Origin of the sequence: Raoultella sp. T31, from assembly GCF_002806725.1 — a bacterium.
In the GTDB taxonomy this organism is placed as follows: domain Bacteria; phylum Pseudomonadota; class Gammaproteobacteria; order Enterobacterales; family Enterobacteriaceae; genus Klebsiella; species Klebsiella electrica.
The window spans coordinates 40,497-62,213 of the sequence record NZ_PIBO01000003.1 but is presented as its reverse complement, the minus strand read 5'-3'; the positions used below and the strand labels follow the sequence as shown (position 1 = coordinate 62,213).

Annotated in this window: 18 protein-coding genes; 11 read left to right on the top strand and 7 right to left on the bottom strand. The window is 55.2% G+C overall.

Going from position 1 to position 21,717, the window contains the following annotated elements; translation table 11 throughout:
- Positions 1-12 precede the first annotated feature (12 nt).
- Positions 13-990, bottom strand: a complete 978-nt coding sequence (locus CWM52_RS02915; RefSeq protein WP_100682714.1) for a CobW family GTP-binding protein — start codon at positions 988-990, stop codon at positions 13-15.
- A gap of 121 nt (positions 991-1,111) precedes the next feature.
- The gene (locus CWM52_RS02910) at positions 1,112-2,578 is read right to left on the bottom strand and encodes a mannitol dehydrogenase family protein (protein ID WP_100682713.1); all 1,467 of its coding nucleotides are present in this window, start codon (positions 2,576-2,578) and stop codon (positions 1,112-1,114) included.
- A gap of 206 nt (positions 2,579-2,784) precedes the next feature.
- Here CWM52_RS02910 and uxuA point away from each other — a divergent pair, with 206 nt between their 5' ends.
- Positions 2,785-3,975, top strand: coding sequence for a mannonate dehydratase (uxuA, locus tag CWM52_RS02905; RefSeq protein WP_100682712.1), 1,191 nt, complete (start codon positions 2,785-2,787; stop codon positions 3,973-3,975).
- A 119-nt stretch (positions 3,976-4,094) separates the two neighbouring features.
- Here the strand turns inward: uxuA and yeiP are convergent, their stop codons facing one another.
- Positions 4,095-4,667, bottom strand: coding sequence for an elongation factor P-like protein YeiP (gene yeiP / locus CWM52_RS02900; protein WP_100682711.1), 573 nt, complete (start codon positions 4,665-4,667; stop codon positions 4,095-4,097).
- Positions 4,668-4,816: 149 nt separating this feature from the next.
- On the opposite strand from yeiP, the gene CWM52_RS02895 reads away from it, so the two are divergent.
- The 4 genes from CWM52_RS02895 to CWM52_RS02880 all read left to right on the top strand — a co-directional run bounded on the left by CWM52_RS02895 (position 4,817) and on the right by CWM52_RS02880 (position 6,581).
- Positions 4,817-5,071, top strand: a complete 255-nt coding sequence (locus CWM52_RS02895; protein ID WP_100682710.1) for a YkgJ family cysteine cluster protein — start codon at positions 4,817-4,819, stop codon at positions 5,069-5,071.
- Between the two features lie 205 nt (positions 5,072-5,276).
- Entirely contained in the window at positions 5,277-5,768 is a 492-nt protein-coding gene (locus CWM52_RS02890) for an Hcp family type VI secretion system effector (RefSeq protein ID WP_100682709.1), read from the top strand.
- Between the two features lie 83 nt (positions 5,769-5,851).
- Positions 5,852-6,178: a polymorphic toxin type 44 domain-containing protein gene (locus CWM52_RS02885; protein ID WP_100682708.1), complete on the top strand. Its 327-nt coding sequence runs from the start codon at positions 5,852-5,854 to the stop codon at positions 6,176-6,178.
- Positions 6,156-6,581 (top strand): hypothetical protein, encoded by a 426-nt coding sequence (locus tag CWM52_RS02880; RefSeq protein WP_100682707.1) that lies wholly within the window; start codon positions 6,156-6,158, stop codon positions 6,579-6,581. The genes CWM52_RS02885 and CWM52_RS02880 overlap by 23 nt, the downstream gene beginning before the upstream one ends.
- Positions 6,582-7,881: 1,300 nt before the next feature.
- Here CWM52_RS02880 and setB read toward each other — a convergent pair.
- Positions 7,882-9,069: a sugar efflux transporter SetB gene (gene setB / locus CWM52_RS02870; RefSeq protein WP_100682706.1), complete on the bottom strand. Its 1,188-nt coding sequence runs from the start codon at positions 9,067-9,069 to the stop codon at positions 7,882-7,884.
- 331 nt (positions 9,070-9,400) lie between these two features.
- On the opposite strand from setB, the gene fruB reads away from it, so the two are divergent.
- Genes fruB through fruA form a run of 3 tightly spaced genes read left to right on the top strand, consistent with a single transcriptional unit; the run spans position 9,401 to position 13,178 of the window.
- A complete protein-coding gene (gene fruB, locus CWM52_RS02865; protein WP_100682705.1) occupies positions 9,401-10,531 on the top strand; it encodes a fused PTS fructose transporter subunit IIA/HPr protein in 1,131 nt (376 codons plus the stop codon).
- Positions 10,532-11,470 carry a 1-phosphofructokinase gene (gene fruK, locus CWM52_RS02860; protein ID WP_004864796.1) on the top strand — a complete coding sequence of 313 codons (939 nt, stop codon included), beginning with the start codon at positions 10,532-10,534 and terminating at the stop codon, positions 11,468-11,470.
- Positions 11,471-11,486: 16 nt separating this feature from the next.
- A complete protein-coding gene (fruA, locus tag CWM52_RS02855; RefSeq protein ID WP_100682704.1) occupies positions 11,487-13,178 on the top strand; it encodes a PTS fructose transporter subunit IIBC in 1,692 nt (563 codons plus the stop codon).
- 113 nt (positions 13,179-13,291) lie between these two features.
- Here the strand turns inward: fruA and nfo are convergent, their stop codons facing one another.
- The gene (gene nfo, locus CWM52_RS02850) at positions 13,292-14,149 is read right to left on the bottom strand and encodes a deoxyribonuclease IV (RefSeq protein ID WP_100682703.1); all 858 of its coding nucleotides are present in this window, start codon (positions 14,147-14,149) and stop codon (positions 13,292-13,294) included.
- Positions 14,150-14,241: 92 nt separating this feature from the next.
- Positions 14,242-15,291 (bottom strand): YeiH family protein, encoded by a 1,050-nt coding sequence (locus CWM52_RS02845; protein WP_100682702.1) that lies wholly within the window; start codon positions 15,289-15,291, stop codon positions 14,242-14,244.
- Positions 15,292-15,638: 347 nt separating this feature from the next.
- Here CWM52_RS02845 and yieE point away from each other — a divergent pair, with 347 nt between their 5' ends.
- The 3 genes from yieE to cirA all read left to right on the top strand — a co-directional run bounded on the left by yieE (position 15,639) and on the right by cirA (position 20,449).
- Positions 15,639-16,505 (top strand): DNA-binding transcriptional regulator YeiE, encoded by an 867-nt coding sequence (gene yieE, locus CWM52_RS02840; RefSeq protein ID WP_100682701.1) that lies wholly within the window; start codon positions 15,639-15,641, stop codon positions 16,503-16,505.
- Between the two features lie 191 nt (positions 16,506-16,696).
- Positions 16,697-18,166, top strand: a complete 1,470-nt coding sequence (locus CWM52_RS02835; protein ID WP_100682700.1) for an amino acid permease — start codon at positions 16,697-16,699, stop codon at positions 18,164-18,166.
- A 309-nt stretch (positions 18,167-18,475) separates the two neighbouring features.
- Positions 18,476-20,449 carry a catecholate siderophore receptor CirA gene (gene cirA, locus CWM52_RS02830; protein WP_100682699.1) on the top strand — a complete coding sequence of 658 codons (1,974 nt, stop codon included), beginning with the start codon at positions 18,476-18,478 and terminating at the stop codon, positions 20,447-20,449.
- Between the two features lie 207 nt (positions 20,450-20,656).
- On the opposite strand, the gene fghA is transcribed toward cirA, so the two are convergent.
- The gene (fghA, locus tag CWM52_RS02825) at positions 20,657-21,493 is read right to left on the bottom strand and encodes an S-formylglutathione hydrolase (RefSeq protein ID WP_100682698.1); all 837 of its coding nucleotides are present in this window, start codon (positions 21,491-21,493) and stop codon (positions 20,657-20,659) included.
- Positions 21,494-21,717 lie beyond the last annotated feature (224 nt).

Genomic DNA, 21,717 nt, shown 5'->3' with positions numbered 1-21,717 from the left:
AACATACCCACCTTAACTTAAACGAAGTTTCAACAAAGAGGCTTGTAAGGCATTCCAGTCCGCCTCGGATTCGGTAATCAGCTCAATGCGGCTATCCGGTGGCGCAACGTTTTGGGTTTCAATATGCAGATCCCATCCCTGACGGTTGATGCGGACCAGACCTTCCGCAATACGCATCACCCCCTTGACGCGGGCAACCGGCGCCAGACGCGCCCACTCAAGCAGGCCAATCGTATCAAACGTCGTATCGGCATCAAAAATCCAGCCGCAGGCCTGGTAGCCCTGACCGCTGTTGAGGCTCCGGCGCCAGCGCTGATGAGCGGGCAGACTGAGCGCGGCCAGGCCCTTTTTCTGCCCGTGGCTGTGCGCATGTGCAGCACTTTCCGGCAGTGGAGCCAGGTTCAGACGCGGTAAATCCAGCAGCGCCGGGTCGATGTTGCCGTAGGTTGCGCGAATATGCAGACGTTCGCCCGCGTGTTCCTGCCACCAGGCGTCAAAGGCCTGTTCGCTTTCCGCCGTCATCCGGTCCGCTTTATTGCTGATAATGACATCGGCCGCCGCCAGCTGATCGCGGAAGTTGTCGTTCGCCATCACTTTACTGTCCAGCAGCTGGCGGGGATCCAACACGCACAGAGTGGCGCGAAGATCGATCCACGGCTCATAGACGGCGGCGGTCAGAATATCGAGAATTTGTTTGGGATGACCAAGCCCGGTAGGCTCAATCAGCAGACGATCCGGTTTCCCCTGGCGCAGCAGGGTATTCAACCCAACCTGCATCGGCAGGCCGTTGACGCAGCACATGCAGCCGCCGGGAATTTCTTTGAGTAGCGCGCCGCTATCGGCCAGTAAAGCGCCGTCGATACCCACTTCGCCAAACTCATTAACCAGCACGGCCCATTTTTCATCTGCAGGTTTGTGGGCCAGCAGATGAAGAATCGAGGTCGTTTTACCGCTGCCGAGAAACCCCGTGATCAAGTTTGTTTTGGTCACATTTTCTCCAGGATACAAATGTAATGTTGTAACAGTTGGCCCTATCCTGACGAAAAAAAGGGGAAAAGAGAAGGGTTACGGCGGACAGAAAAGAATTCTGTCCGCTAAAGAGCAGCAATTGTTAAATCCCGGGCACGTTGGCAATGGCCTGGCGGGCACCGACGGCAGAAAGCTGATGCCAGGCGGCGGTGATGTTCTCCACAAACAGCGCATTGCGCGGCAGATCGCGGCCAAAGATTTCTTCCAGTGAAAGCAGGGCGCCGACGCGTTCCTCGTCGCGGCTGTCGGCGACCAGAGCCTGAATTTTGTCGCTCAGCGGGTCGCGAATATCAATCGCCTGACCGGCATCATCTCTACCGCTGACGTAGCGCATCCAGCCCGCCACGCCGAGCGCCAGCAGCGGCCAGCGGCTACCGCGTTGCAGGTGAATGCGAATACCGTCAAGCATACGCTGCGGAAGCTTCTGACTGCCGTCCATCGCTATTTGCCAGGTGCGGTGCTTTAGCGCTGGATTACTAAAGCGCGCGATCAGGCTGTCGGCATAGTGCGTCAGATTGACGCCTTCGATAGCGAGCGTCGGGGCCTGTTCGTCGAGCATCAACCGGCGAGCGGCGCTGCGCAGAACCTCATCCTGCATGCAGTCGCTGATATACGTATTACCGGCAAGGTAGCCGAGCCAGGCAAGGAAAGAGTGGCTGCCGTTGAGCATCCGCAGCTTCATCTGCTCCCACGGCAGCACGTTATCGGTCATCTGGGCGCCGGCGGTTTCCCATGCCGGGCGGCCCGCCACGAAGTTATCCTCAATGACCCACTGAATAAATGGCTCGCAGCTGATAGCGCAAGGATCTTCCACGCCGAGCGCAGCGCTGATTTCAGCCAGCGACTCATCGGTGGCGGCGGGCACGATACGGTCAACCATGGTGCCGGGAAAACTGACGTGTTCAGCAATCCACTGCGCCAGTTCGGGGGCGCGTTTTTCCGCCATGCCCAGAACCGCATTTTTGACCACGTGACCGTTATCAGGAATATTATCGCAGGAGAGAACCGTAAACGGCGGCAGGCCTCGTTCGCGGCGGCGGGAGAGGGCTTCAACCAGAATCCCCGGCACCGATTGCGGCAGCGAGGGATTTTGCAGATCGTGAATAATGCGCGGTTGCGTCAGGTCCAGCATGCCGCTGGCGGGATCGATGCAGTAGCCTTTCTCCGTAATCGTCAGCGAGACAATGGCCACCTGCGGCTCGCAGAATTTTTCAATGATCGCGGGCAGAGAGTCCAGCTTTGCATTCAGGCATTCGTGAACGGCGCCCACGACAATCGGCTGGTTACCCTGTGCGCCTTTTTCCAGCACGGTGAACAGGTGGTCCTGCTGACGGAGCTGGCTCATCAGCCGATCGCCGCTGAACAGGCTAATTTCACAGATCCCCCAGTCTCCGCCGCTGGCGTTCAGCACCCGATCGGTGAGCAGGGCCTGATGAGCGCGATGAAACGCCCCGAAGCCAAAGTGCACAATGCGCGAGCGCAACTGGCTGCGATCGTACTGAGGAAGCTGCACGCTTTCTGGCAGCGTAGCGGTAGCAATAGTAGTCATTCTTTACACACCTGATTAACCAATGATTAACAATGGCAGTGTAAAGTTATATGACAACAAATTAAATTGGTGAGCCGTATTTATACGCTTAGTGTGAGCTGGATCAATCAATTCAGCGGGATAAATTGATCCCTGGCGAGAAGCCTGTATGGTAGTCATCATTGATGTTAGCAATATTGGTATAACAACTTTGAGAGGGCATAGCGATGGAACAAACCTGGCGTTGGTATGGACCGAACGATCCGGTGTCGCTTGATGATGTACGGCAGGCTGGCGCGACGGGTGTGGTCACTGCGCTGCACCATATTCCTAACGGTCAAGTCTGGCCGGTTGACGAAATTAAACAGCGCCAGGCGCTGCTGGCGGAAAAAGGGTTGACCTGGTCGGTCGTGGAAAGCATCCCGGTACACGAAGAGATCAAGACCCAGAGCGGGCAGTGTGCGACCTGGATTGCCAACTACCAGCAGAGCATTCGCAACCTGGCGGCCTGCGGGATTGATACCGTCTGCTATAACTTCATGCCGATTCTCGACTGGACGCGTACCGACCTTGAGTACCAGTTGCCGGACGGTTCGAAAGCCTTGCGTTTTGACCACATCGCGTTTGCCGCTTTTGAGTTGCATATCCTGAAGCGCTCTGGTGCCGAGGCAGACTACAGTGCGGAAGAGCAGCGCCAGGCTCAGGCCTGCTTTGCGGCGATGAGCGAAGCGGACATTGACAAGCTGACCCGCAACATTATTGCCGGTTTACCGGGCGCAGAAGAGGGCTATACCCTCGAACAGTTCCGCGCGCGGCTGGCGGAATATGACCAGATCGATAAAGCGCAGCTGCGTGAGAACATGGCCGTCTTCCTGCGCGCTATCGTACCGGTATGCGAAGAGGTTGGCGTGCGGCTGGCCGTACACCCGGACGATCCGCCGCGCCCGATCCTTGGCTTGCCGCGTATCGTTTCGACTATCGAAGACATGCAGTGGCTGAAAGAGACCGTGGACAGCATCAACAACGGCTTTACGATGTGCACCGGTTCTTACGGCGTGCGTGCCGATAACGATCTGGTGAAAATGGTCGAAACCTTCGGCGACCGGATCCACTTTACCCATCTGCGTTCGACCTGCCGTGAAGAGAACCCAAAAACGTTCCACGAAGCGGCGCATCTGACCGGTGACGTGAATATGGTGGCGGTGGTGGAGGCGATTCTGAGCGAAGAGCTGCGCCGCAAGCACGCGGGCGATCTGCGTCCGATTCCGTTCCGTCCGGACCATGGTCACCAGATGCTGGACGATCTGCGTAAGAAAACCAACCCGGGCTATTCGGCGATTGGTCGCCTGAAGGGGATGGCGGAAGTACGCGGTGTTGAGCTGGCGCTGAAGATGACGAAGTATCCGGAACTGCTGTAATTCTGGCGGCGGAAAAGTAAAAGGACAGCCTGAGGCTGTCCTTTTTTGTCTTACTGCCCGGCTCATACGACGGGCGGCGTGGACGGGGCGTTTCCACCCTCATCCGGGACGACGCGATATTAGTCTGCGCGACCCATGTAGCGGCTTTCTTCGATATGGATACGAATTTTCTCGCCGGTGGTCAGGTATTCCGGAACCTGAATCACCAGGCCGGTGCTCATGATTGCCGGTTTGGTACGGGAGCTCGCCGAGGCGCCTTTAATGCCCGGGGCGGTTTCTACGATTTCCAGATCCACGGTCTGCGGCAGTTCCAGCGCCAGCAGCTGGCCATCCCAGGTCAGAACCTGCATGTCAGGCATGCCGCCTTCCGGAATAAACAGCAGCTCTTCTTCAATCTGCTCTTTGGTGAAGGTGTACGGCGTGTAATCTTCTTTATCCATAAACACGTACTCGTTGCCGTCAACATAGGAGAAGTCAACGAAACGGCGGGTCAGGGTAACGGTGTCAACGATATCGTCGCCTTTAAAGCGCTCTTCCACTTTCAGGCCGGTACGTACATCAGAGAAACGCATTTTGTACAGCGTTGCTGCGCCACGGGCGCTCGGTGACTGAATATCAATATTCTTTACAATCAGCAGCTTGCCGTTGTAATTCAGCACCATACCTTTTTTAATTTCATTCGCTCTTGGCATTGCAGTAATCCTGTCGCTTAACGGTTCAAAAAATATCGCGTAAAACTACTCGCGCCGGGGCTTTCAGGCAAGCGGAATTCACGAGTTTTGCTATCTCCGGACAAAACGTTTAGGCTTGGCCGTAAACCGCAACATCAAGAGAGTCATTTATGGAATGTCGTATCGATTGCGGTGCCTGCTGTATCGCCCCCTCTATTTCATCCCCGATCCCCGGAATGCCTGACGGCAAGCCTGCGAATGTCAGGTGCGTGCAGCTATCGGAAGATAACTTATGCAATATCTTTGGCTCGGCTTTACGTCCTAAAGTATGCGGTAGCCTACAGCCTTCACCTGATATGTGCTGCACCAGTCGTGAAGAGGCGATGGCTTTCCTGATTCACCTCGAAAAGCAAACTTCATCTTAAAAAACTGCTGCCGTAAATAATTCCATTACATTAAGAGACGCGAAGTGTCTGGTGAACTATGGAACCAGTCTATGAAACAGAACTTAATTAAACTTTTAGTCACGCTTAATTTGATGATTTTATTGCATTTGATCGTTTACTATACAGACCCTGATTAGGTACAATTTCCTTGTGGATTTCTATAACAACACGAGGAAAAGAGACAATGGCTATTCCAGCTTATCTATGGCTTAAAGATGACGGCGGCGCAGACATTATGGGGTCTGTAGACGTTCAAGACCGCGATGGCAGCATTGAGATCACCGGATTCTCACATAACTTGAGTATCCCAACTGATGCAATGACGGGAAAAATCACAGGAACCCGCAAGCATTCAGCCGTACTCATTCAAAAAGAGTTTGATAGCTCCAGCCCGTATCTTTACAAAGCAGTTGCCACTGGTCAGACACTTAAATCAGCGGAATTTAAATGGTATCGCATCAATGATGCTGGTCAGGAAGCGGAATACTTCAACATGCTGCTTGAAGGTGTGAAAATTGTCGGTGTTTCACCAGTGATGCACGATACTAAAGATGCAACCAAAGAGAAGCATAACCACCTTGAGTGCGTAGAGTTTCGCTATGAAAAAATTACCTGGAAGCACTGCGATGGCAACATCATGTTTACTGACGCATGGAATGAGAGAGCCCAGGCGTGAGATACCCAACTTTAGCGGCATCACCCCACCCACCATTTGATGTATCCTCATTCGCCCCGCCCGGCGTAAGCATTGTCAATAATATGATGATGGCTCGTTTTCACCGTGGCCCATCAGCCCTCACCTATTCCTGGTTTTACCAACAAGTAAGAAGGCATGGCCCGTGGGATTACAAGCAGCGCGGGAAAGGGTTCGAAAGTTTTGGTAACTTTCATTATGGGGCTGTAGGTCACGCTGCGGGGATTTCCGATGAGGTATTACTTCGGGGGGCAGGATGGGCGCAAAGTCAAGCAGGAACGAGCGATCCAGCTTTTGGTGATTGGTATGGCTCAACGCCTTATGGCGATGACCCTAACGACCAGTATTGGATAAGAGCAGGGATTGACTATGCAAAACGCGCTGGTTTTTAGGAAAGGCTACCTACTCTTAATCCTGTTGGCGGTTGTCGTCATTGGGGTATATAAGGTGTTGCATTACTCGCCGCTTGAGCAAGAGATAATCAAGAAGGTGAAAATAAACAATCTGGCTAACCTCTACATCACCGAAGCGAGCACAGGAGCAACTACCGGTTTTTCCTATCGTTTCTATCTCTATGATGCATCCAAAGATGATAAAGCGTTTATGGCGAGTCTGGAGGACGGGAACGAGCCTTTTATGAACACGACGGACAAAGGCGCATTGACGAAGGCTGAAAACGACGCGCTTTATCTGTCAGTGAAAGGAACCATTTATACCTTTAATAGCCCTGCGACTTATCTTGCGGGTGGCTCAATCTACTCTGTTCCTGTTTACCTCACTTCATCGCCATTCTAATAGCATAGCCAGCTTTGGTGCTGGCTCTTTTCTTTCAATCTATGTCGCATCTTCAGGTCGAAACGACGGCCAAAAGTATGCGGTAGCCTACAGCCTTCACCTGATATGTGCTCAACGGATCGTGACGCTGCTATGACATATCTCATTCATTTAGAATTTAGTACAGCGCCATAAGTCTTTGTCGTGCGTTTGACCCTGGATACCCAGGCACCTTTTATCCCTGAGCGTTGAGTTATTCATGGCGGTTGCCAAAAACATCTCATTATCAGCCTGGTACTGAATTAAATAATTAAAAACTTCGTTTCAATAATGCTTTTTTTAGCATTAAATATGCTGATAAAATATTACAACTAATACACTTAAATGCTTTTTATACAGTCTGTGTAATTTAGTTTTGAAATGGATACATAACATTACAATGATTATGGTTATATGGGGTCGTTCCATAGAAAAACATCGAAAGTCCTGAGATGCCGTTTGCCGCCAGTTCCTTTCCCTGACTGTGCGGCATTTTTTTACCTCAACAGCTTTAAGCGGTTGGTTTCTTTACGGGAGGTTAATATTGTATCTTCTTGCTGTAATCATCCTGATAGTCTTGACCTGTCTCTCTGCATACTGCATGTATTCATGTATCAAGGATAGCTCGTGGGGGAAAGCCACTCATCCGGACAAGTGAACGGGAGAGGCTGTGGATGAATGAGCCCGCGGGAAAGAGTGAGACAGAGAGGCCCGGCGGTTCCACCTCTAAATGCTGAAGTGGTGCCGGGAACTGATGATAAAGCCCCGATTCGGGTATCGGTTGATTACAAGGAACCACGCCCAAAGCCTCCGGGCGTCAGAACTAAAATTAACATTTAATATGAAATGAAACATTAATGCCTGGTGAATTTAAAGAATCGAAAAACAAGAGCTGATTATTAGCAATTCAATAACAATTCAATTTGGGCTGGTTGTGCGAATGTTTATTTTTCAGAAGTTATATTGCTCGGTATGTTTATTTTAAATATGGCTGGGTATGCTTCGTTTCATTAAAAAACACTTCGCAGTGCTTGTCTTACTCGTATGGGGCATCCTCTATCTGTCCGTGATGGTAGAATGCTGGAACTTTATTTCTAACCATTACTGGTTGTTTTTTAGTTGATACCATCATGAGATAAGCAACTTCACGGCAAGATAATATTCCGGTCTTTGTGGGCGAAAATTCTTTGGCAACGGTCATCCTGCATATAAGAACGCCTACAGATCACGGCAATCGCCAGGCGGCCATGACCTGTCTTATTCCGCAGGCTCTGCCTGCATCTTAAACGTCTTTAATGCGCCACAGGCAAAGTAATGACGCCGCCCCCATGCCAAGGGCAATCCAGAAAACAGCGTGATAGCTCCAGATTTCGGCCACTACACCTGCCAGCGAACCGGCGATAATCCAGCCGACGCGGGTGGTATTGGTATACAGCGTAGTGGCAGCGCCGGCCTGGCCGGGCATCAGGTCCTGGAAATAGAGCATGCCAATGCCTGCCAGAATACCGATGAATATCGCGTTCAGCGCCTGCAGAGCCAGCAGTAAAGCGGGCGTATGCACCAGCAGCATCCCCACGTAAAACAGTATTCCTGCCGCTGCGGCGAGGCGCATCAAAAAGCGCTTACCAAAGCGTCGGGCATAATAGCCGGCAATCAGCATCGTCGGGATTTCCAACCCGGCGGCGGTCCCCATCATCAGCCCGGCCAGCTTCTCTGATAAATGCAGCTCATTAATGATATAGAGCGGCATATTAATAATGTACAGGCTGTTAATGCCCCACATGAGTGTGCAAACGCTGAACAGCAGCAGCGCGTCGCGACGATGAGTGCGCGGTGCCTCCAGATGACCTGCCGCCGCCAGTTTCTGCTTCTCTTTGCGCATGCTGGGCAGAAAGAGCCACACCATCGCCCCGCAGACCACAAAGGCGATCGCGGCGCAGAGATACATCACGGTAAAACCGAACCCCATTGCCAGCGCGTAGGCCAGCGGCGGGCCGATCACCCATGCCAGCGAGACCTGGGCGCGCAGAATGGAACTGAACATGACCGCTTCGCGACCGGTTTTATCGGCATGTTCGCGCGCGAGGGCGAACATCTGCGGGTTGGCGGTGGAGCCGAAGCTGCTGAGGAAGACCCCGATGAAGAGCAGGATAAAGTAGTTGCGATTCCAGGCGAACAGCAGGCAGGCCAGGATCCCGAGCAGGCAGCAAAAGACGATCAGCCGCTTGCGATCGCCCTGGCGATCCGAGCGCCCGGCCAGAAACTGACTGACCAAAATACCGATGACCGCGCTTCCGGTAAAAAAGAAGCCGACCATCGCCGGGCGTACATGCACTTCATTGGTTAAAAACAGGCTCAGGGTCGGCGTTTGCAACGCGCCGGCAATGCCTGTCAGGAAGGCGACGATCAGGAAAGCAGAAGAGGTTAAATCGAACCCGCGGCGGGGAAGGGCAGCGCTACTGTTTTGCATGGCGGAGTATCTGTCATTGTCTGAGCAGCGGAGTTTACGCCGTCACCCAGAAAATGAACAGTAGTATGGTACAGAAAATTAAAAAGTAGTTTCAAATTAGTAATTTCAGCAAAAAGCTGAAACCTGGCTGAATGCGGGAGGCTAGCTTCAGCAAAAGTGTGCTGCACCTCTAATTTCCGTTATCAGATTGATAACAGATCTTGCGCAGTGGATAAGAAAGGTACAGACTCATTGAAACGTTTCAGCGTTATCGGAATTTTCTCCATCAGGAAGTTGACGCCTTTTTTCACAAAATAGCTGAAACGATTCAATCTAGCAGGAGAGGAGAACCATGTTCCAGTTATCTGTGCAGGATATTCATCCCGGCCAGCAGGCCGGTAATAAAGAAGAGGCGATTCGTCAGGTTGCCGCGGCGCTGATCAGCGCTGGCAACGTGGCGGAAGGCTACGTTAACGGGATGCTGGCTCGCGAACAGCAAACCTCCACATTCCTTGGCAACGGCATTGCCATCCCGCACGGGACTACCGACACGCGTGACCAGGTGCTGAAAACCGGCGTTCAGGTCTACCAGTTTCCGCAGGGCGTGACCTGGGGAGAAGGGCAGACCGCGTACGTGGCCATCGGCATCGCCGCCAGTTCGGATGAACATCTGGGGCTGCTGCGTCAGTTGACCCACGTCCTGAGCGATGATTCGGTCGCTGAACAACTTAAATCGGCGACCACGGCGGAAGAGCTACGGGCCCTGTTGATGGGTGAAAAGCAGAGCGAAGCGTTGAAACTGGATAATGACACGCTGAGCCTGGATATCGCTGCCAGCGATCTGATGACCTTACAGGCGCTGAACGCTGCGCGTCTGAAAGAGGCCGGCGCCGTCGACGCCACCTTCGTCAGCCGCACCATCAATGATAAGCCGCTGAACCTCGGTCAGGGCATCTGGCTGAACGACAGTGCGGAAGGCAACCTGCGCAGCGCGATTGCGGTCAGCCGTGCCGCCAGTACATTTACCGCCGATGAGCAGCCGGTATCGCTGCTGATTACCGTCGCGATGGCGGATGAACAGCCTACCGCGGTACTGAATCGCCTGAGCAATCTGCTAATTGATAAAAAAGCTGACCGCCTGCTGAAGTCCGATGGCGCAACCCTGCTGGCGCTGCTGACCAGCGACGATGCAATCGCCGACGACGTGCTGAGCGCCGAGTTTGTGGTGCGCAATGAGCACGGGCTGCATGCCCGTCCGGGCACGATGCTGGTGAACACCATTAAACAATTTTCTAGCGACATTACCGTCACCAATCTGGACGGATCCGGCAAGCCGGCAAATGGCCGCAGCCTGATGAAAGTCGTGGCGTTGGGCGTGAAGAAAGGTCACCGTCTGCGCTTTACCGCGCAAGGTGAAGATGCGCAACAAGCGCTGGATGCGATTGGCGAAGCGATCGCCGAAGGCCTTGGGGAGGGCGCATAAATGAGCAGACGTGTAGCAACGATTACATTAAACCCGGCATATGATCTGGTGGGTTTCACACCGGAAATTGAACGCGGAGAAGTCAACCTCGTGCGGACCACCGGTCTGCATGCCGCCGGAAAAGGTATCAACGTTGCGAAAGTGCTGAAAGATCTCGGCATTGACGTCACCGTTGGCGGTTTCCTGGGGAAAGACAACCAGGATGGTTTTCAGCAGCTGTTCAGCGAGCTGGGGATTGCCAACCGCTTCCAGGTGGTTCAGGGGCGGACACGCATCAACGTCAAGCTGACGGAAAAAGATGGTGAAGTGACCGATTTCAACTTCTCCGGTTTTGAAGTCACCCCGGCCGACTGGGAACGCTTTGTGAATGACTCCCTGAGCTGGCTGGGCCAGTTCGACATGGTGTGCGTCAGCGGCAGTCTGCCGTCAGGCGTTAGCCCGGAAGCCTTCACAGACTGGATGGTTCGTCTGCGTAGCCAGTGTCCGTGCATTATCTTTGACAGCAGCCGCGAAGCGCTGGTTGCCGGTCTGAAAGCCGCGCCGTGGCTGGTGAAGCCAAACCGTCGCGAGCTGGAGATCTGGGCTGGCCGTAAGCTGCCGGAAATGAAAGACGTGATTGATGCAGCGCATGCGCTGCGCGAGCAGGGCATTGCCCACGTGGTTATCTCCCTCGGTGAAGAGGGGGCGCTGTGGGTTAACGCTTCAGGCGAATGGATTGCGAAACCCCCTTCAGTTGAAGTGGTCAGCACCGTCGGTGCCGGGGATTCCATGGTTGGCGGCCTGATCTACGGCCTGCTGATGCGTGAATCCAGCGAGCATACGCTGCGTCTGGCTACTGCTGTTGCGGCGCTGGCGGTCAGCCAGAGCAATGTAGGTATTACCGATCGTACCCAGTTGGCCGCCATGATGGCGCGTGTCGACTTAAAACCCTTTAATTGACAGCAGGAGAGGCATAATGAAAACGCTGCTGATTATTGATGCCGGACTTGGACAGGCGCGCGCCTATATGGCGAAAACCTTGCTGGGTACCGCAGCGCATAAAGCACATCTTGAACTGACAGACAACCCGAACGACGCGGAACTGGCGATCGTTCTTGCCACCACCCTGCCGGCGGATAGTGCGCTGAGCGGTAAACAGGTGTTCCTCGGCGATATCAATCGCGCCGTTGCCCATCCGGAGCTGTTCCTGAGCGAAGCGAAAAGCCAGGCGACGCCGTATGCTGCTCCGGCAGCGGCGACACTGCCGGCTGCCGCCGGTGGCGTAAAACGCATCGTGGCGGTCACCGCGTGCCCGACCGGCGTCGCGCATACCTTTATGGCGGCGGAAGCCATTGAAACCGAAGCCAAAAAACGCGGCTGGTGGGTGAAAGTGGAAACTCGCGGCTCGGTCGGCGCTGGTAACGCCATCACGCCGGAAGAGGTGGCGCAGGCGGATTTGGTGATTGTGGCTGCCGATATTGAAGTCGACCTGGCAAAATTTGCCGGCAAACCGATGTATCGTACCACCACCGGTCTGGCGCTGAAGAAAACCGTGCAGGAGCTGGATAAAGCCGTTGTTGAAGCGAAACCGTACCAGCCGTCCGGCCAGAGCAGCCAGCAGGCGGCTTCGGCGAAGAAAGAGGGCGGCGGTGCCTATCGTCACCTGCTGACCGGCGTGTCTTATATGCTGCCGATGGTCGTTGCCGGCGGTCTGTGTATCGCGCTCTCCTTTGCCTTCGGTATCAAAGCGTTTGAAGTAAAAGATACCCTTGCAGCCGCGCTGATGCAGATTGGCGGTGGTTCAGCCTTTGCGCTGATGGTTCCGGTGCTGGCAGGCTTTATCGCCTTCTCCATTGCCGACCGTCCAGGCCTGACGCCGGGTCTTATCGGCGGGATGCTGGCCGTCAGCGGCGGTTCCGGCTTCATCGGCGGGATTATCGCCGGTTTCCTTGCCGGTTACGTTGCTAAACTGATCAGCACCAAATTGAAACTGCCGCCGAGCATGGAAGCGCTGAAACCGATCCTGATCATTCCGCTGGTCTCCAGCCTGATCGTCGGCCTGGCGATGATTTACCTGATCGGTAAACCTGTTGCCGGTATTCTGGCAGGGCTGACCCACTGGCTGCAAACGATGGGAACGGCGAACGCCGTACTGCTGGGCGCTATTCTCGGCGCGATGATGTGTACCGACATGGGCGGTCCGGTGAACAAAGCGGCCTATGCCTTCGGCGTCGGTCTGCTGAGTACCCAAACCTACGCACCGATGGCGGCGATTATGGCGGCCGGTATGGTGCCACCGCTGGCGATGGGTATCGCTACGCTGGTTGCCCGCAATAAGTTTGATAAAGGGCAACGGGAAGGGGGGAAAGCGGCGCTGGTCCTGGGTCTGTGCTTTATCTCTGAAGGGGCGATTCCGTTTGCTGCCCGTGACCCGATGCGCGTCCTGCCATGCTGTATCGTGGGCGGCGCGGTGACCGGTGCGATCTCTATGGCTATCGGGGCGAAACTGATGGCGCCGCACGGCGGTCTGTTCGTCCTGCTGATTCCTGGTGCGATTACGCCAGTGGTCGGTTACCTGCTGGCGATTGTTGCCGGCACCCTGGTGGCCGGTCTCTCCTACGCGGTGCTGAAACGTCCGGAAGGACAGACCGCAGAAAAAGCGGCCTGAGTTCTCCTGCACAAAAGCGCATCATAAGCAAACAAAAGGGCCGGATTCGGCCCTTTTTCTGTTCTACTTCTCTACGTAGCGATACGTTTCACACGGCCCGCACGCGGCTGGCGTCAGGCCGAGGCTTCTTCCGTTTGCTGTGCCCGCAGCCAGGCAATCTCTTGTGCCCAGATATCCGGGTTAATGGTTTCCAGAATCAGCGGGATGCCATCGAAGCGGCTGTCCTGCATGATCCAGCGGAAAGCGTCGTGGCCGATATTGCCTTCGCCCAGGCTGTGGTGGCGGTCAACGCGGCTGCCGAAGGTGCTTTTGGCATCGTTGAGGTGCATGCCGCGCAGATAGCGGAAACCGACAATGCGTTCGAAGTCGGCGAAAGTTTTCTCACACCCTTCCACGCTACGCAGGTCATAACCGGCGGCAAAGGCGTGGCAGGTATCAATGCAGACGCCGACGCGGGATTTGTCTTCCACGCCGTCAATAATGGCGGCCAGGTGTTCAAACTGAAAGCCGAGGTTGCTGCCCTGGCCGGCGGTATTTTCAATGACGGCGGTCACGCCTTCGGTTTTAGCCAGCGCAATATTAATGGACTCGGCAATACGCGCCAGACACTCGTCTTCCGGTATCTGCTGCAGATGGCTGCCGGGATGGAAATTGAGCAGCGTCAGCCCGAGCTGCTGACAGCGGCTCAGTTCATCAATAAAGGCATCGCGGGATTTTTCCAGCGCCTCCTCAACCGGGTGGCCGAGGTTAATCAGGTAGCTGTCATGCGGCAGGATTTGTCCGGGACCAAAGCGGTATTTTTCGCAGGCGGCTTTGAATTCAGCAATCGTTTCGTCGCTGAGCGGGGCTGCTCGCCATTGCCGCTGATTCTTGGTAAACAGCGCGAAGGCGGTGGCGTCGATTTCCGCGGCGCGAATGGCGGCATTGGCCAGTCCGCCGGAGGCGCTGACGTGCGCTCCAATGTATTTCATAAAAAGCTCCAGTTAAGCCGCTGGGGGGAGGGTAATGATAGCGGCTTAACCGGAGAGTTACATCAACGAATGCGTGGGTTCATCCGACCGGGTTATGCCATCAGGCCGTGAATCACCAGGTTGATGGCGCCGCCGCCGACTATCAGCCAGACGAACAGGATTAAGGCCATCAGCAGCGGTTTGGCGCCGGCTTTTTTCAGCGCGCTGACGTGAGTGGTCAGCCCCAGTGCCGCCATCGCCATCGCCAGCAGGACGGTATCAAGCGTGACCAGTATCCCGACGATGGGTTTTGGCAGCAGATGGAAAGAGTTAAACACCGCCACCACAATAAACAGGATGGCAAACCACGGAATGGTGATTTTGCTTTTTTCTCCCAGGCCTGCTGGCGCCAGCTGTTTGACGCGAGCGGCCATGAACAGCAGGAACGGAGCCAGCATCATCACGCGCAGCATTTTCGCAATCACCGCGGCGTTTTCCGCATCCGGGCTGATAGCATGTCCTGCGGCCACCACCTGCGCCACCTCATGCATCGTGGAGCCCATATAGATGCCATAGGCTTCCGGGGTGAACCAGTGCGCCAGCATCGGGTACATCGCCGGATAGAGGAAGATAGCCAGGGTACCGAAAATCACCACCGTGGCCACCGCGACGGTCACTTTACTGGCTTGTGCCTTGACGACCGGTTCGGTTGCCAGAATCGCGGCGGCGCCGCAGATGCTGCTACCGGCGCCAATCAGCCAGCTGGTATGTTTGTCCAGACCGAAGACCTTCTGCCCGAGGAAACAGGCGATAAAAAAGGTGCTGGTCAGCGTCAGGACGTCGATGGTGATACCGCTGACCCCGACATCGGCGATTTGGGCGAACGTCAGGCGAAAACCGTATAAAATGATGCCGAGTCGTAACAGATACTGTTTGGCAAAGATCACGCCGCCGTCGCAGGATTGCCAGAGCTTAGGGTAAATCGTGTTGCCGATAACCATACCGAATAAGATGGCCAGCGTCAGGGCGCTGAAGCCGGCACCGGCGATAGCGGAAAAGCTACCGGCCCAAAGCGCGGCGCCGGTCAGAACGGCGGTCAGCGCGAGCCCCGGGGTAAAATGCCATAGGGTGTGATGTTTAGTCGGTAAAGTGAGTGCTGTCATAACCTTCTCCTTTGTCTGCGTAAAGATTACGACGCGCTGGTTTAAATATAAAATTGATTATATATTTATAATCAATCGTAATAAGTGGTATACCCGCCATCCTTCACGTTGCATGTGTGTTGGCTGCGCCGATTCCCCCAGTCACTGACTGCAGTAAGCTCCTGGGGAGTCGCTCTCGTGGCGTATGATTCGGCCAGCGCCAGCGCTGTGCAAAACGGTCAACCGTTTTGTCCTGTAACTCGAATTATTGCGGGTAGATGCGAATATTTTCGCGTTTTGGGTGACATTTCCACGATCGGCGGATTGTCGGAGAGCCACGCAGCATATCAATGAAGGCAGGATGAGCTATGCATATCACGCTACGGCAGCTGGAAGTGTTTGCTGAAGTGCTTAAGAGCGGGTCAACGACCCAGGCGTCACAAATGCTGGCGCTGTCGCAATCCGCGGTCAGCGCGGCGCTGACCGATCTGGAAGGGCAGCTGGGCGTGCAACTGTTTGACCGCGTCGGCAAGCGGCTGGTGGTAAACGAACACGGGCGGCTTCTCTACCCGCGGGCGCTGGCTTTACTGGAGCGCGCGCTGGAGATTGAACAGCTGTTTCGCGGCGACAACGGCGCGATCCGGGTTTATGCCAGCAGCACCATCGGCAACTATATCCTGCCGGAAATTATCGCCCATTATCGCCGTGATTTTCCCGACCTGCCGCTGGAGCTGAGCGTGGGCAATAGCCAGGACGTGATTAATGCGGTCGCCGATCTGCGGGTGGATATCGGGCTTATCGAAGGACCATGTCATGCGGCAGATATCATCGCCGAGCCATGGCTGGAAGATGAACTCGTGGTGTTCGCCGCGCCGGATTCGCCGCTGCTGGAAGGGGAGGTGACGCTGCAACGGCTGGCGGAAGCGCCGTGGATCCTGCGTGAACATGGCTCCGGCACCCGCGAAATCGTTGACTACCTGCTGCTGTCGCACCTGCCGGCGTTTCATCTGGGCATGGAGCTTGGCAATTCGGAAGCCATCAAACACGCCGTGCGTCACGGCCTGGGCATCAGCTGTCTCTCCCGACGGGTTATCGCCGAACAGCTTGAGGTCGGCTCGCTGGTCGAACTGTCGGTCCCATTGCCTGCTCTGACCCGCACCCTGTGGCGGATTCACCATCGGCAAAAGCATGTTTCTAAGGCATTACAGCGTTTTCTGCACTACTGTCAGGTGTAAATCATCGGCGGTTAGCAAGGCATTTATTGTGAGAGATCAGCATATTATGGCGGGCATTTTCGCAGATGAGTGCTTTGCTAATAATTCATTGTCGATCATGAAGCTCTCTTATAACTGCGCATTTGTTCCGGATAGAACCCGGATCGTCTGCTACAATCTCGCCTCGTTTTTTGGATGGATAGCATTTTCACATGGTTTCGGATACTAAAACCACAGAAGCGCCCGGCTTACGCCGTGAACTGAAGGCGCGCCACTTGACCATGATCGCTATTGGCGGTTCCATCGGTACAGGTCTTTTCGTTGCATCTGGTGCAACTATTTCTCAGGCAGGCCCAGGCGGCGCACTGCTTTCCTATATTCTGATCGGCCTGATGGTCTACTTCCTGATGACCAGCCTGGGTGAACTGGCGGCATACATGCCGGTATCCGGTTCCTTCGCCACCTACGGTCAGAACTATGTCGAAGAGGGCTTTGGCTTCGCGCTGGGCTGGAACTACTGGTATAACTGGGCGGTGACCATCGCCGTTGACCTCGTGGCGTCTCAACTGGTGATGAGCTACTGGTTCCCGGATACGCCGGGTTGGATCTGGAGCGCTCTGTTCCTCGGCATTATGTTCCTGCTGAACTGGATCTCGGTGAAAGGTTTTGGCGAAGCGGAATACTGGTTCTCGCTTATCAAAGTGGCCACCGTTATTATCTTTATTATTGTCGGCGTGATGATGATCGTCGGTATCTTTAAAGGCGCGCAGCCAGCGGGCTGGAGCAACTGGGCCATCAATGACGCGCCGTTTGCCGGCGGTTTCTCCGCGATGATTGGCGTGGCGATGATCGTCGGCTTCTCGTTCCAGGGCACCGAGCTTATCGGTATTGCGGCGGGCGAATCGGAAAATCCGGAGAAGAATATTCCGCGCGCGGTGCGCCAGGTGTTCTGGCGTATCCTGCTGTTCTATGTCTTCGCGATTTTGATTATCAGTCTGATCATTCCGTATACCGACCCAAGCCTGCTGCGTAACGACGTGAAAGACATTTCCGTCAGCCCGTTCACCCTGGTGTTCCAGCACGCGGGTCTGCTGTCGGCGGCGGCAATCATGAACGCGGTTATCCTGACGGCGGTACTGTCGGCGGGGAACTCGGGAATGTATGCGTCAACGCGCATGCTTTATACCCTGGCTTGCGATGGCAAAGCCCCGCGCATCTTCTCGAGGCTCTCCCGTGGCGGCGTGCCGCGTAATGCGCTGTATGCCACGACGGTGATTGCCGCGCTGTGCTTCCTGAGCTCGATGTTTGGTAACCAGACCGTCTATCTGTGGTTGCTCAACACCTCCGGGATGACCGGTTTCATCGCCTGGTTGGGGATCGCTATCAGCCACTATCGTTTCCGTCGCGGCTATGTGCTGCAGGGCAACGATCTGAACGATCTGCCGTATCGTTCAGGGTTCTTCCCGCTGGGGCCGATCTTTGCCTTCGTGCTGTGCCTGATTGTCACGCTAGGCCAGAACTATGAAGCCTTCCTGAAAGACACCATCGACTGGGGCGGGGTGGCCGCAACCTATATCGGTATCCCGCTGTTCCTGGTTATCTGGTTTGGTTATAAGCTGGCAAAAGGCACCCGTTTCGTTCGCTACAGCGAGATGAAGTTCCCGCAGCGATTTAAAGGCTGACGGCCGACGCTGGCAGTAATCGTTCTGATGAAACCCTCTTTTAAGAGGGTTTTTTTTATCTGTATATTCTTACAAATTGATACAATTCCTCATAATTTTATTGATAATCAAAATCATTATCTTTATCATCCTCATCAAAATCAGGATGAAGCCAATCTCCCTGTCTTGCCGGTCGTAAACAACCAGCAAGGGGCGACCAGCCACGTCAACTGTAAAAAGAGCGCGCGTACCGCCAATGAGCGGTGCGCCGGCAGTACGTGTTAATTGCACCTTTTGTTTGATTCGTTATACACCTCATGGAGATATGGAATGTTCAGGTTAAACCCTTTTGTCCGGGCGGGATTGTGCGCATCCGTCGTATCGCTGGCGTTTCCGGCCGTTGCCCAGGTCAATGAAGAAACGCTGGTCGTCACCGCCGCGGCGACTGAACAGAGCGTAAAAGATGCGCCAGCCAGTATCAGCGTCATTACTCAGCAAGATCTGCAGCGCCGTCCGGTCCAGAATCTGAAAGATGTTCTGCGCGACGTGCCAGGCGTGCAGCTCACCCACGAAGGCGACAACCGTAAGGGCGTCAGCATTCGTGGCCTCGACAGCAGCTACACGCTGATTCTGGTCGACGGCAAACGCGTTAACTCGCGCAACGCGGTCTTCCGCCACAACGATTTCGATTTAAACTGGATCCCGGTCGACGCCATTGAGCGCATTGAAGTGGTCCGCGGGCCGATGTCTTCCCTCTATGGTTCCGATGCCCTCGGCGGCGTGGTGAACATCATCACCAAAAAAGTCGGCCAGAAGTGGACCGGAACCCTGAGCGCCGATACCACGATTCAGGAACATCGCGATCGCGGTGATACCTACAACGGCCAGTTCTTTACCAGCGGTCCGCTGATTGACGGCGTGCTGGGGATGAAAGCCTACGGCAACCTGGCAAAACGCGCGAAAGACGATCCGCAGTCCTCCAGCAATGCCGCCGGTGAAACGCCGCGTATTGAAGGCTTTACCAGCCGCGATGGCAACGTTGAGTTTGCCTGGACGCCGACCGATAACCAGGATATCACCGCCGGCTATGGCTTCGATCGTCAGGATCGTGATTCCGACTCCCTCAACCGTAATCGTCTGGAACGCCAGAACTACTCCCTGAGCCATAACGGTCGTTGGGATGTGGGCAATAGCGAACTGAAGTTTTATGGCGAAAAAGTCGATAACAAAAATCCGGGCCAGAATGGCACGATCACCTCTGAAAGCAATGCGGTTGACGGCAAGTACGTGTTGCCGCTGGGGATGATTAACCAGCTGCTGACCTTCGGTGGCGAATGGCGCCACGATAAACTGAAAGATCCGATTAATCTGAGCAGCGGCGGAAAATCCACCTCTGCCAGCCAGTACGCGCTGTTTGTTGAGGATGAGTGGCGTATTTTCGAACCGCTGGCCCTGACCACCGGTATTCGTATGGACGATCATCAGACCTACGGCGATCACTGGAGCCCGCGTGCTTACCTCGTCTATAACGCCAGCGATACGGTCACCGTAAAAGGCGGCTGGGCCACGGCCTTTAAAGCGCCGTCGCTGCTGCAGTTGAACCCGGACTGGACCACCAACTCCTGCCGCGGCTCGTGCAGCATCATCGGTAACCCGGATCTGAAGCCGGAAACCAGCGAAAGTTTCGAACTTGGCCTCTACTACCGCGGCGAAGAGGGGCTGCTGGATGGCGTAGAAGGCAGCGTGACCACCTTCCAGAATAACGTCGACGATATGATCGATATTCTGCGCACCTCCAGCGCCAGCGAAGCGCCGGGCTACCCGAACTTTGTCGGCTGGAAAACGGTCAACGGCAAACGCGTACCGGTATTCCGCTACTTCAACGTCAACAAAGCGCGTATTAAAGGGGTGGAAACCGAAGTCAAAGTGCCGTTCGGCGACGAGTGGAAGCTGACGGTGAACTACACCTATAACGATGGCCGCGATCTCAGCAACGGTGGCGACAAACCGCTGCAATCGCTGCCGTTCCACACCGCCAACGGGACCCTGGACTGGAAGCCGCTGGATGACTGGTCCTTCTACGTCACCGCCAATTATACCGGCGAGCAGCGCGCAGTCAGCGCCACTTCGAAAACGCCGGGCGGTTACACCATGTTTGATATCGGTGCGGCATGGCAGGTGACGAAGAGCGTCAAGCTGCGTTCAGGCGTACTGAACGTCGGGGATAAAGATCTGAGCCGCGACGACTACAGCTATACCGAAGAGGGCCGTCGCTACTTTATGGCCGTGGACTACCGCTTCTGATCGACGCGGAAAGAGGGGCAGATGGCGAACGCTGTCTGCCCCCGGAAAGCGTCTGGTCGCAGGGAAGCGGCGCTATTGCGCGGATAAAGATACGGTCTTCGAAGAAGAAAGCAACGCAGAGTGTTGAATGACCCTGGCCGTCGCGCGGTGGCCGGGCAAGCGGGAAACGGTGCGCCGCCACCGGGAGCGCGGCACACCGGCAGGAAGTCAGGCCAGCAGATAGCGGGCGTGAAAACGCAGATGGTCTTCAATAAATGAAGCGATGAAGTAGTAGCTGTGATCGTAGCCGGGCTGGATTCTCAGGGTTAACGGCCACGCTTTTTGCCGCGCGCACTCCGCCAGCACCGCTGGCTGCAGCTGTAGCGCGAGGAAGGTGTCGCTATCGCCCTGGTCTATCAGCGTCGGAATGGCGTCAGCGGGCTGGCTTGCCTGCATTAATGCGCAGCTGTCCCACGCCTGCCAGGCCGACTCATCGGTGCCGAGATAGGCGGTGAACGCTTTTTGTCCCCAGGGAACCTGCGCAGGGTTAACAATCGGCGCGAAAGCGGAAACGCTGGTAAAACGCCCCGGATTTTTCAGCGCCATGATCAGCGCGCCGTGCCCGCCCATCGAGTGGCCGCTGATGGCACAGCGCTCACTGACGTTAAACTGCGAACGGATGAGCTGCGGCAGTTCGTCACGCAGATAGTCATACATGCGGAAATGCGCAGACCACGGCGCGGCGCTGGCATTGAGGTAAAAACCTGCCCCTTTACCCAGATCCCAGCCGCTATCGTCGGCGACATCATCGCCGCGCGGGCTGGTATCCGGCATGACCAGCACCAGACCGAGTTCGGCGGCGACACGCTGGGCGCCCGCTTTGGTGGTGAAGTTTTCATCATTGCAGGTCAGCCCCGACAGCCAGTAGAGCACTGGCGGCGGCGTCTCATCGCGCAGGGGAGGTAAAAAAATGCTGAACGTCATTGTGCAGTTCAGGGTACTGGAGTCGTGCTGCCAGCGTTGCTGCCGACCTTCATAACAGCGATGCTCTTCAAGCAATTCCATGCCGGGCTCCTCAGGAAGGTAAATGCGGGTGTCAGGCCATAATACAGATATTTCATCTACCTGTGAGCAACTTTCACTTCCTCCTTTGAGGAACATATTGCATCATTAATGCAACTTTTAGCCAACATGCCTGATGCTGGTCGCTCGCCGGAGACGGCGCAATAGCGCGTGGCGGTCAGCGACAGAGTGCAAGGCGGGTCGGGCGAGTTTCCTCAGCGGTAAGC

What these genes read in the sequence shown, in the direction of transcription:
- CWM52_RS02910 (WP_100682713.1), bottom strand. Translation starts at nt 2,578, where the DNA reads ATGACTACTATTGCTACCGCTACGCTGCCAGAAAGCGTGCAGCTTCCT.
- uxuA (WP_100682712.1), top strand. Translation starts at nt 2,785, where the DNA reads ATGGAACAAACCTGGCGTTGGTATGGACCGAACGATCCGGTGTCGCTT.
- yeiP (WP_100682711.1), bottom strand. Translation starts at nt 4,667, where the DNA reads ATGCCAAGAGCGAATGAAATTAAAAAAGGTATGGTGCTGAATTACAAC.
- CWM52_RS02895 (WP_100682710.1), top strand. Translation starts at nt 4,817, where the DNA reads ATGGAATGTCGTATCGATTGCGGTGCCTGCTGTATCGCCCCCTCTATT.
- CWM52_RS02890 (WP_100682709.1), top strand. Translation starts at nt 5,277, where the DNA reads ATGGCTATTCCAGCTTATCTATGGCTTAAAGATGACGGCGGCGCAGAC.
- CWM52_RS02885 (WP_100682708.1), top strand. Translation starts at nt 5,852, where the DNA reads ATGATGATGGCTCGTTTTCACCGTGGCCCATCAGCCCTCACCTATTCC.
- CWM52_RS02880 (WP_100682707.1), top strand. Translation starts at nt 6,156, where the DNA reads ATGCAAAACGCGCTGGTTTTTAGGAAAGGCTACCTACTCTTAATCCTG.
- setB (WP_100682706.1), bottom strand. Translation starts at nt 9,069, where the DNA reads ATGCAAAACAGTAGCGCTGCCCTTCCCCGCCGCGGGTTCGATTTAACC.
- fruB (WP_100682705.1), top strand. Translation starts at nt 9,401, where the DNA reads ATGTTCCAGTTATCTGTGCAGGATATTCATCCCGGCCAGCAGGCCGGT.
- fruK (WP_004864796.1), top strand. Translation starts at nt 10,532, where the DNA reads ATGAGCAGACGTGTAGCAACGATTACATTAAACCCGGCATATGATCTG.
- fruA (WP_100682704.1), top strand. Translation starts at nt 11,487, where the DNA reads ATGAAAACGCTGCTGATTATTGATGCCGGACTTGGACAGGCGCGCGCC.
- nfo (WP_100682703.1), bottom strand. Translation starts at nt 14,149, where the DNA reads ATGAAATACATTGGAGCGCACGTCAGCGCCTCCGGCGGACTGGCCAAT.
- CWM52_RS02845 (WP_100682702.1), bottom strand. Translation starts at nt 15,291, where the DNA reads ATGACAGCACTCACTTTACCGACTAAACATCACACCCTATGGCATTTT.
- yieE (WP_100682701.1), top strand. Translation starts at nt 15,639, where the DNA reads ATGCATATCACGCTACGGCAGCTGGAAGTGTTTGCTGAAGTGCTTAAG.
- CWM52_RS02835 (WP_100682700.1), top strand. Translation starts at nt 16,697, where the DNA reads ATGGTTTCGGATACTAAAACCACAGAAGCGCCCGGCTTACGCCGTGAA.
- cirA (WP_100682699.1), top strand. Translation starts at nt 18,476, where the DNA reads ATGTTCAGGTTAAACCCTTTTGTCCGGGCGGGATTGTGCGCATCCGTC.
- fghA (WP_100682698.1), bottom strand. Translation starts at nt 21,493, where the DNA reads ATGGAATTGCTTGAAGAGCATCGCTGTTATGAAGGTCGGCAGCAACGC.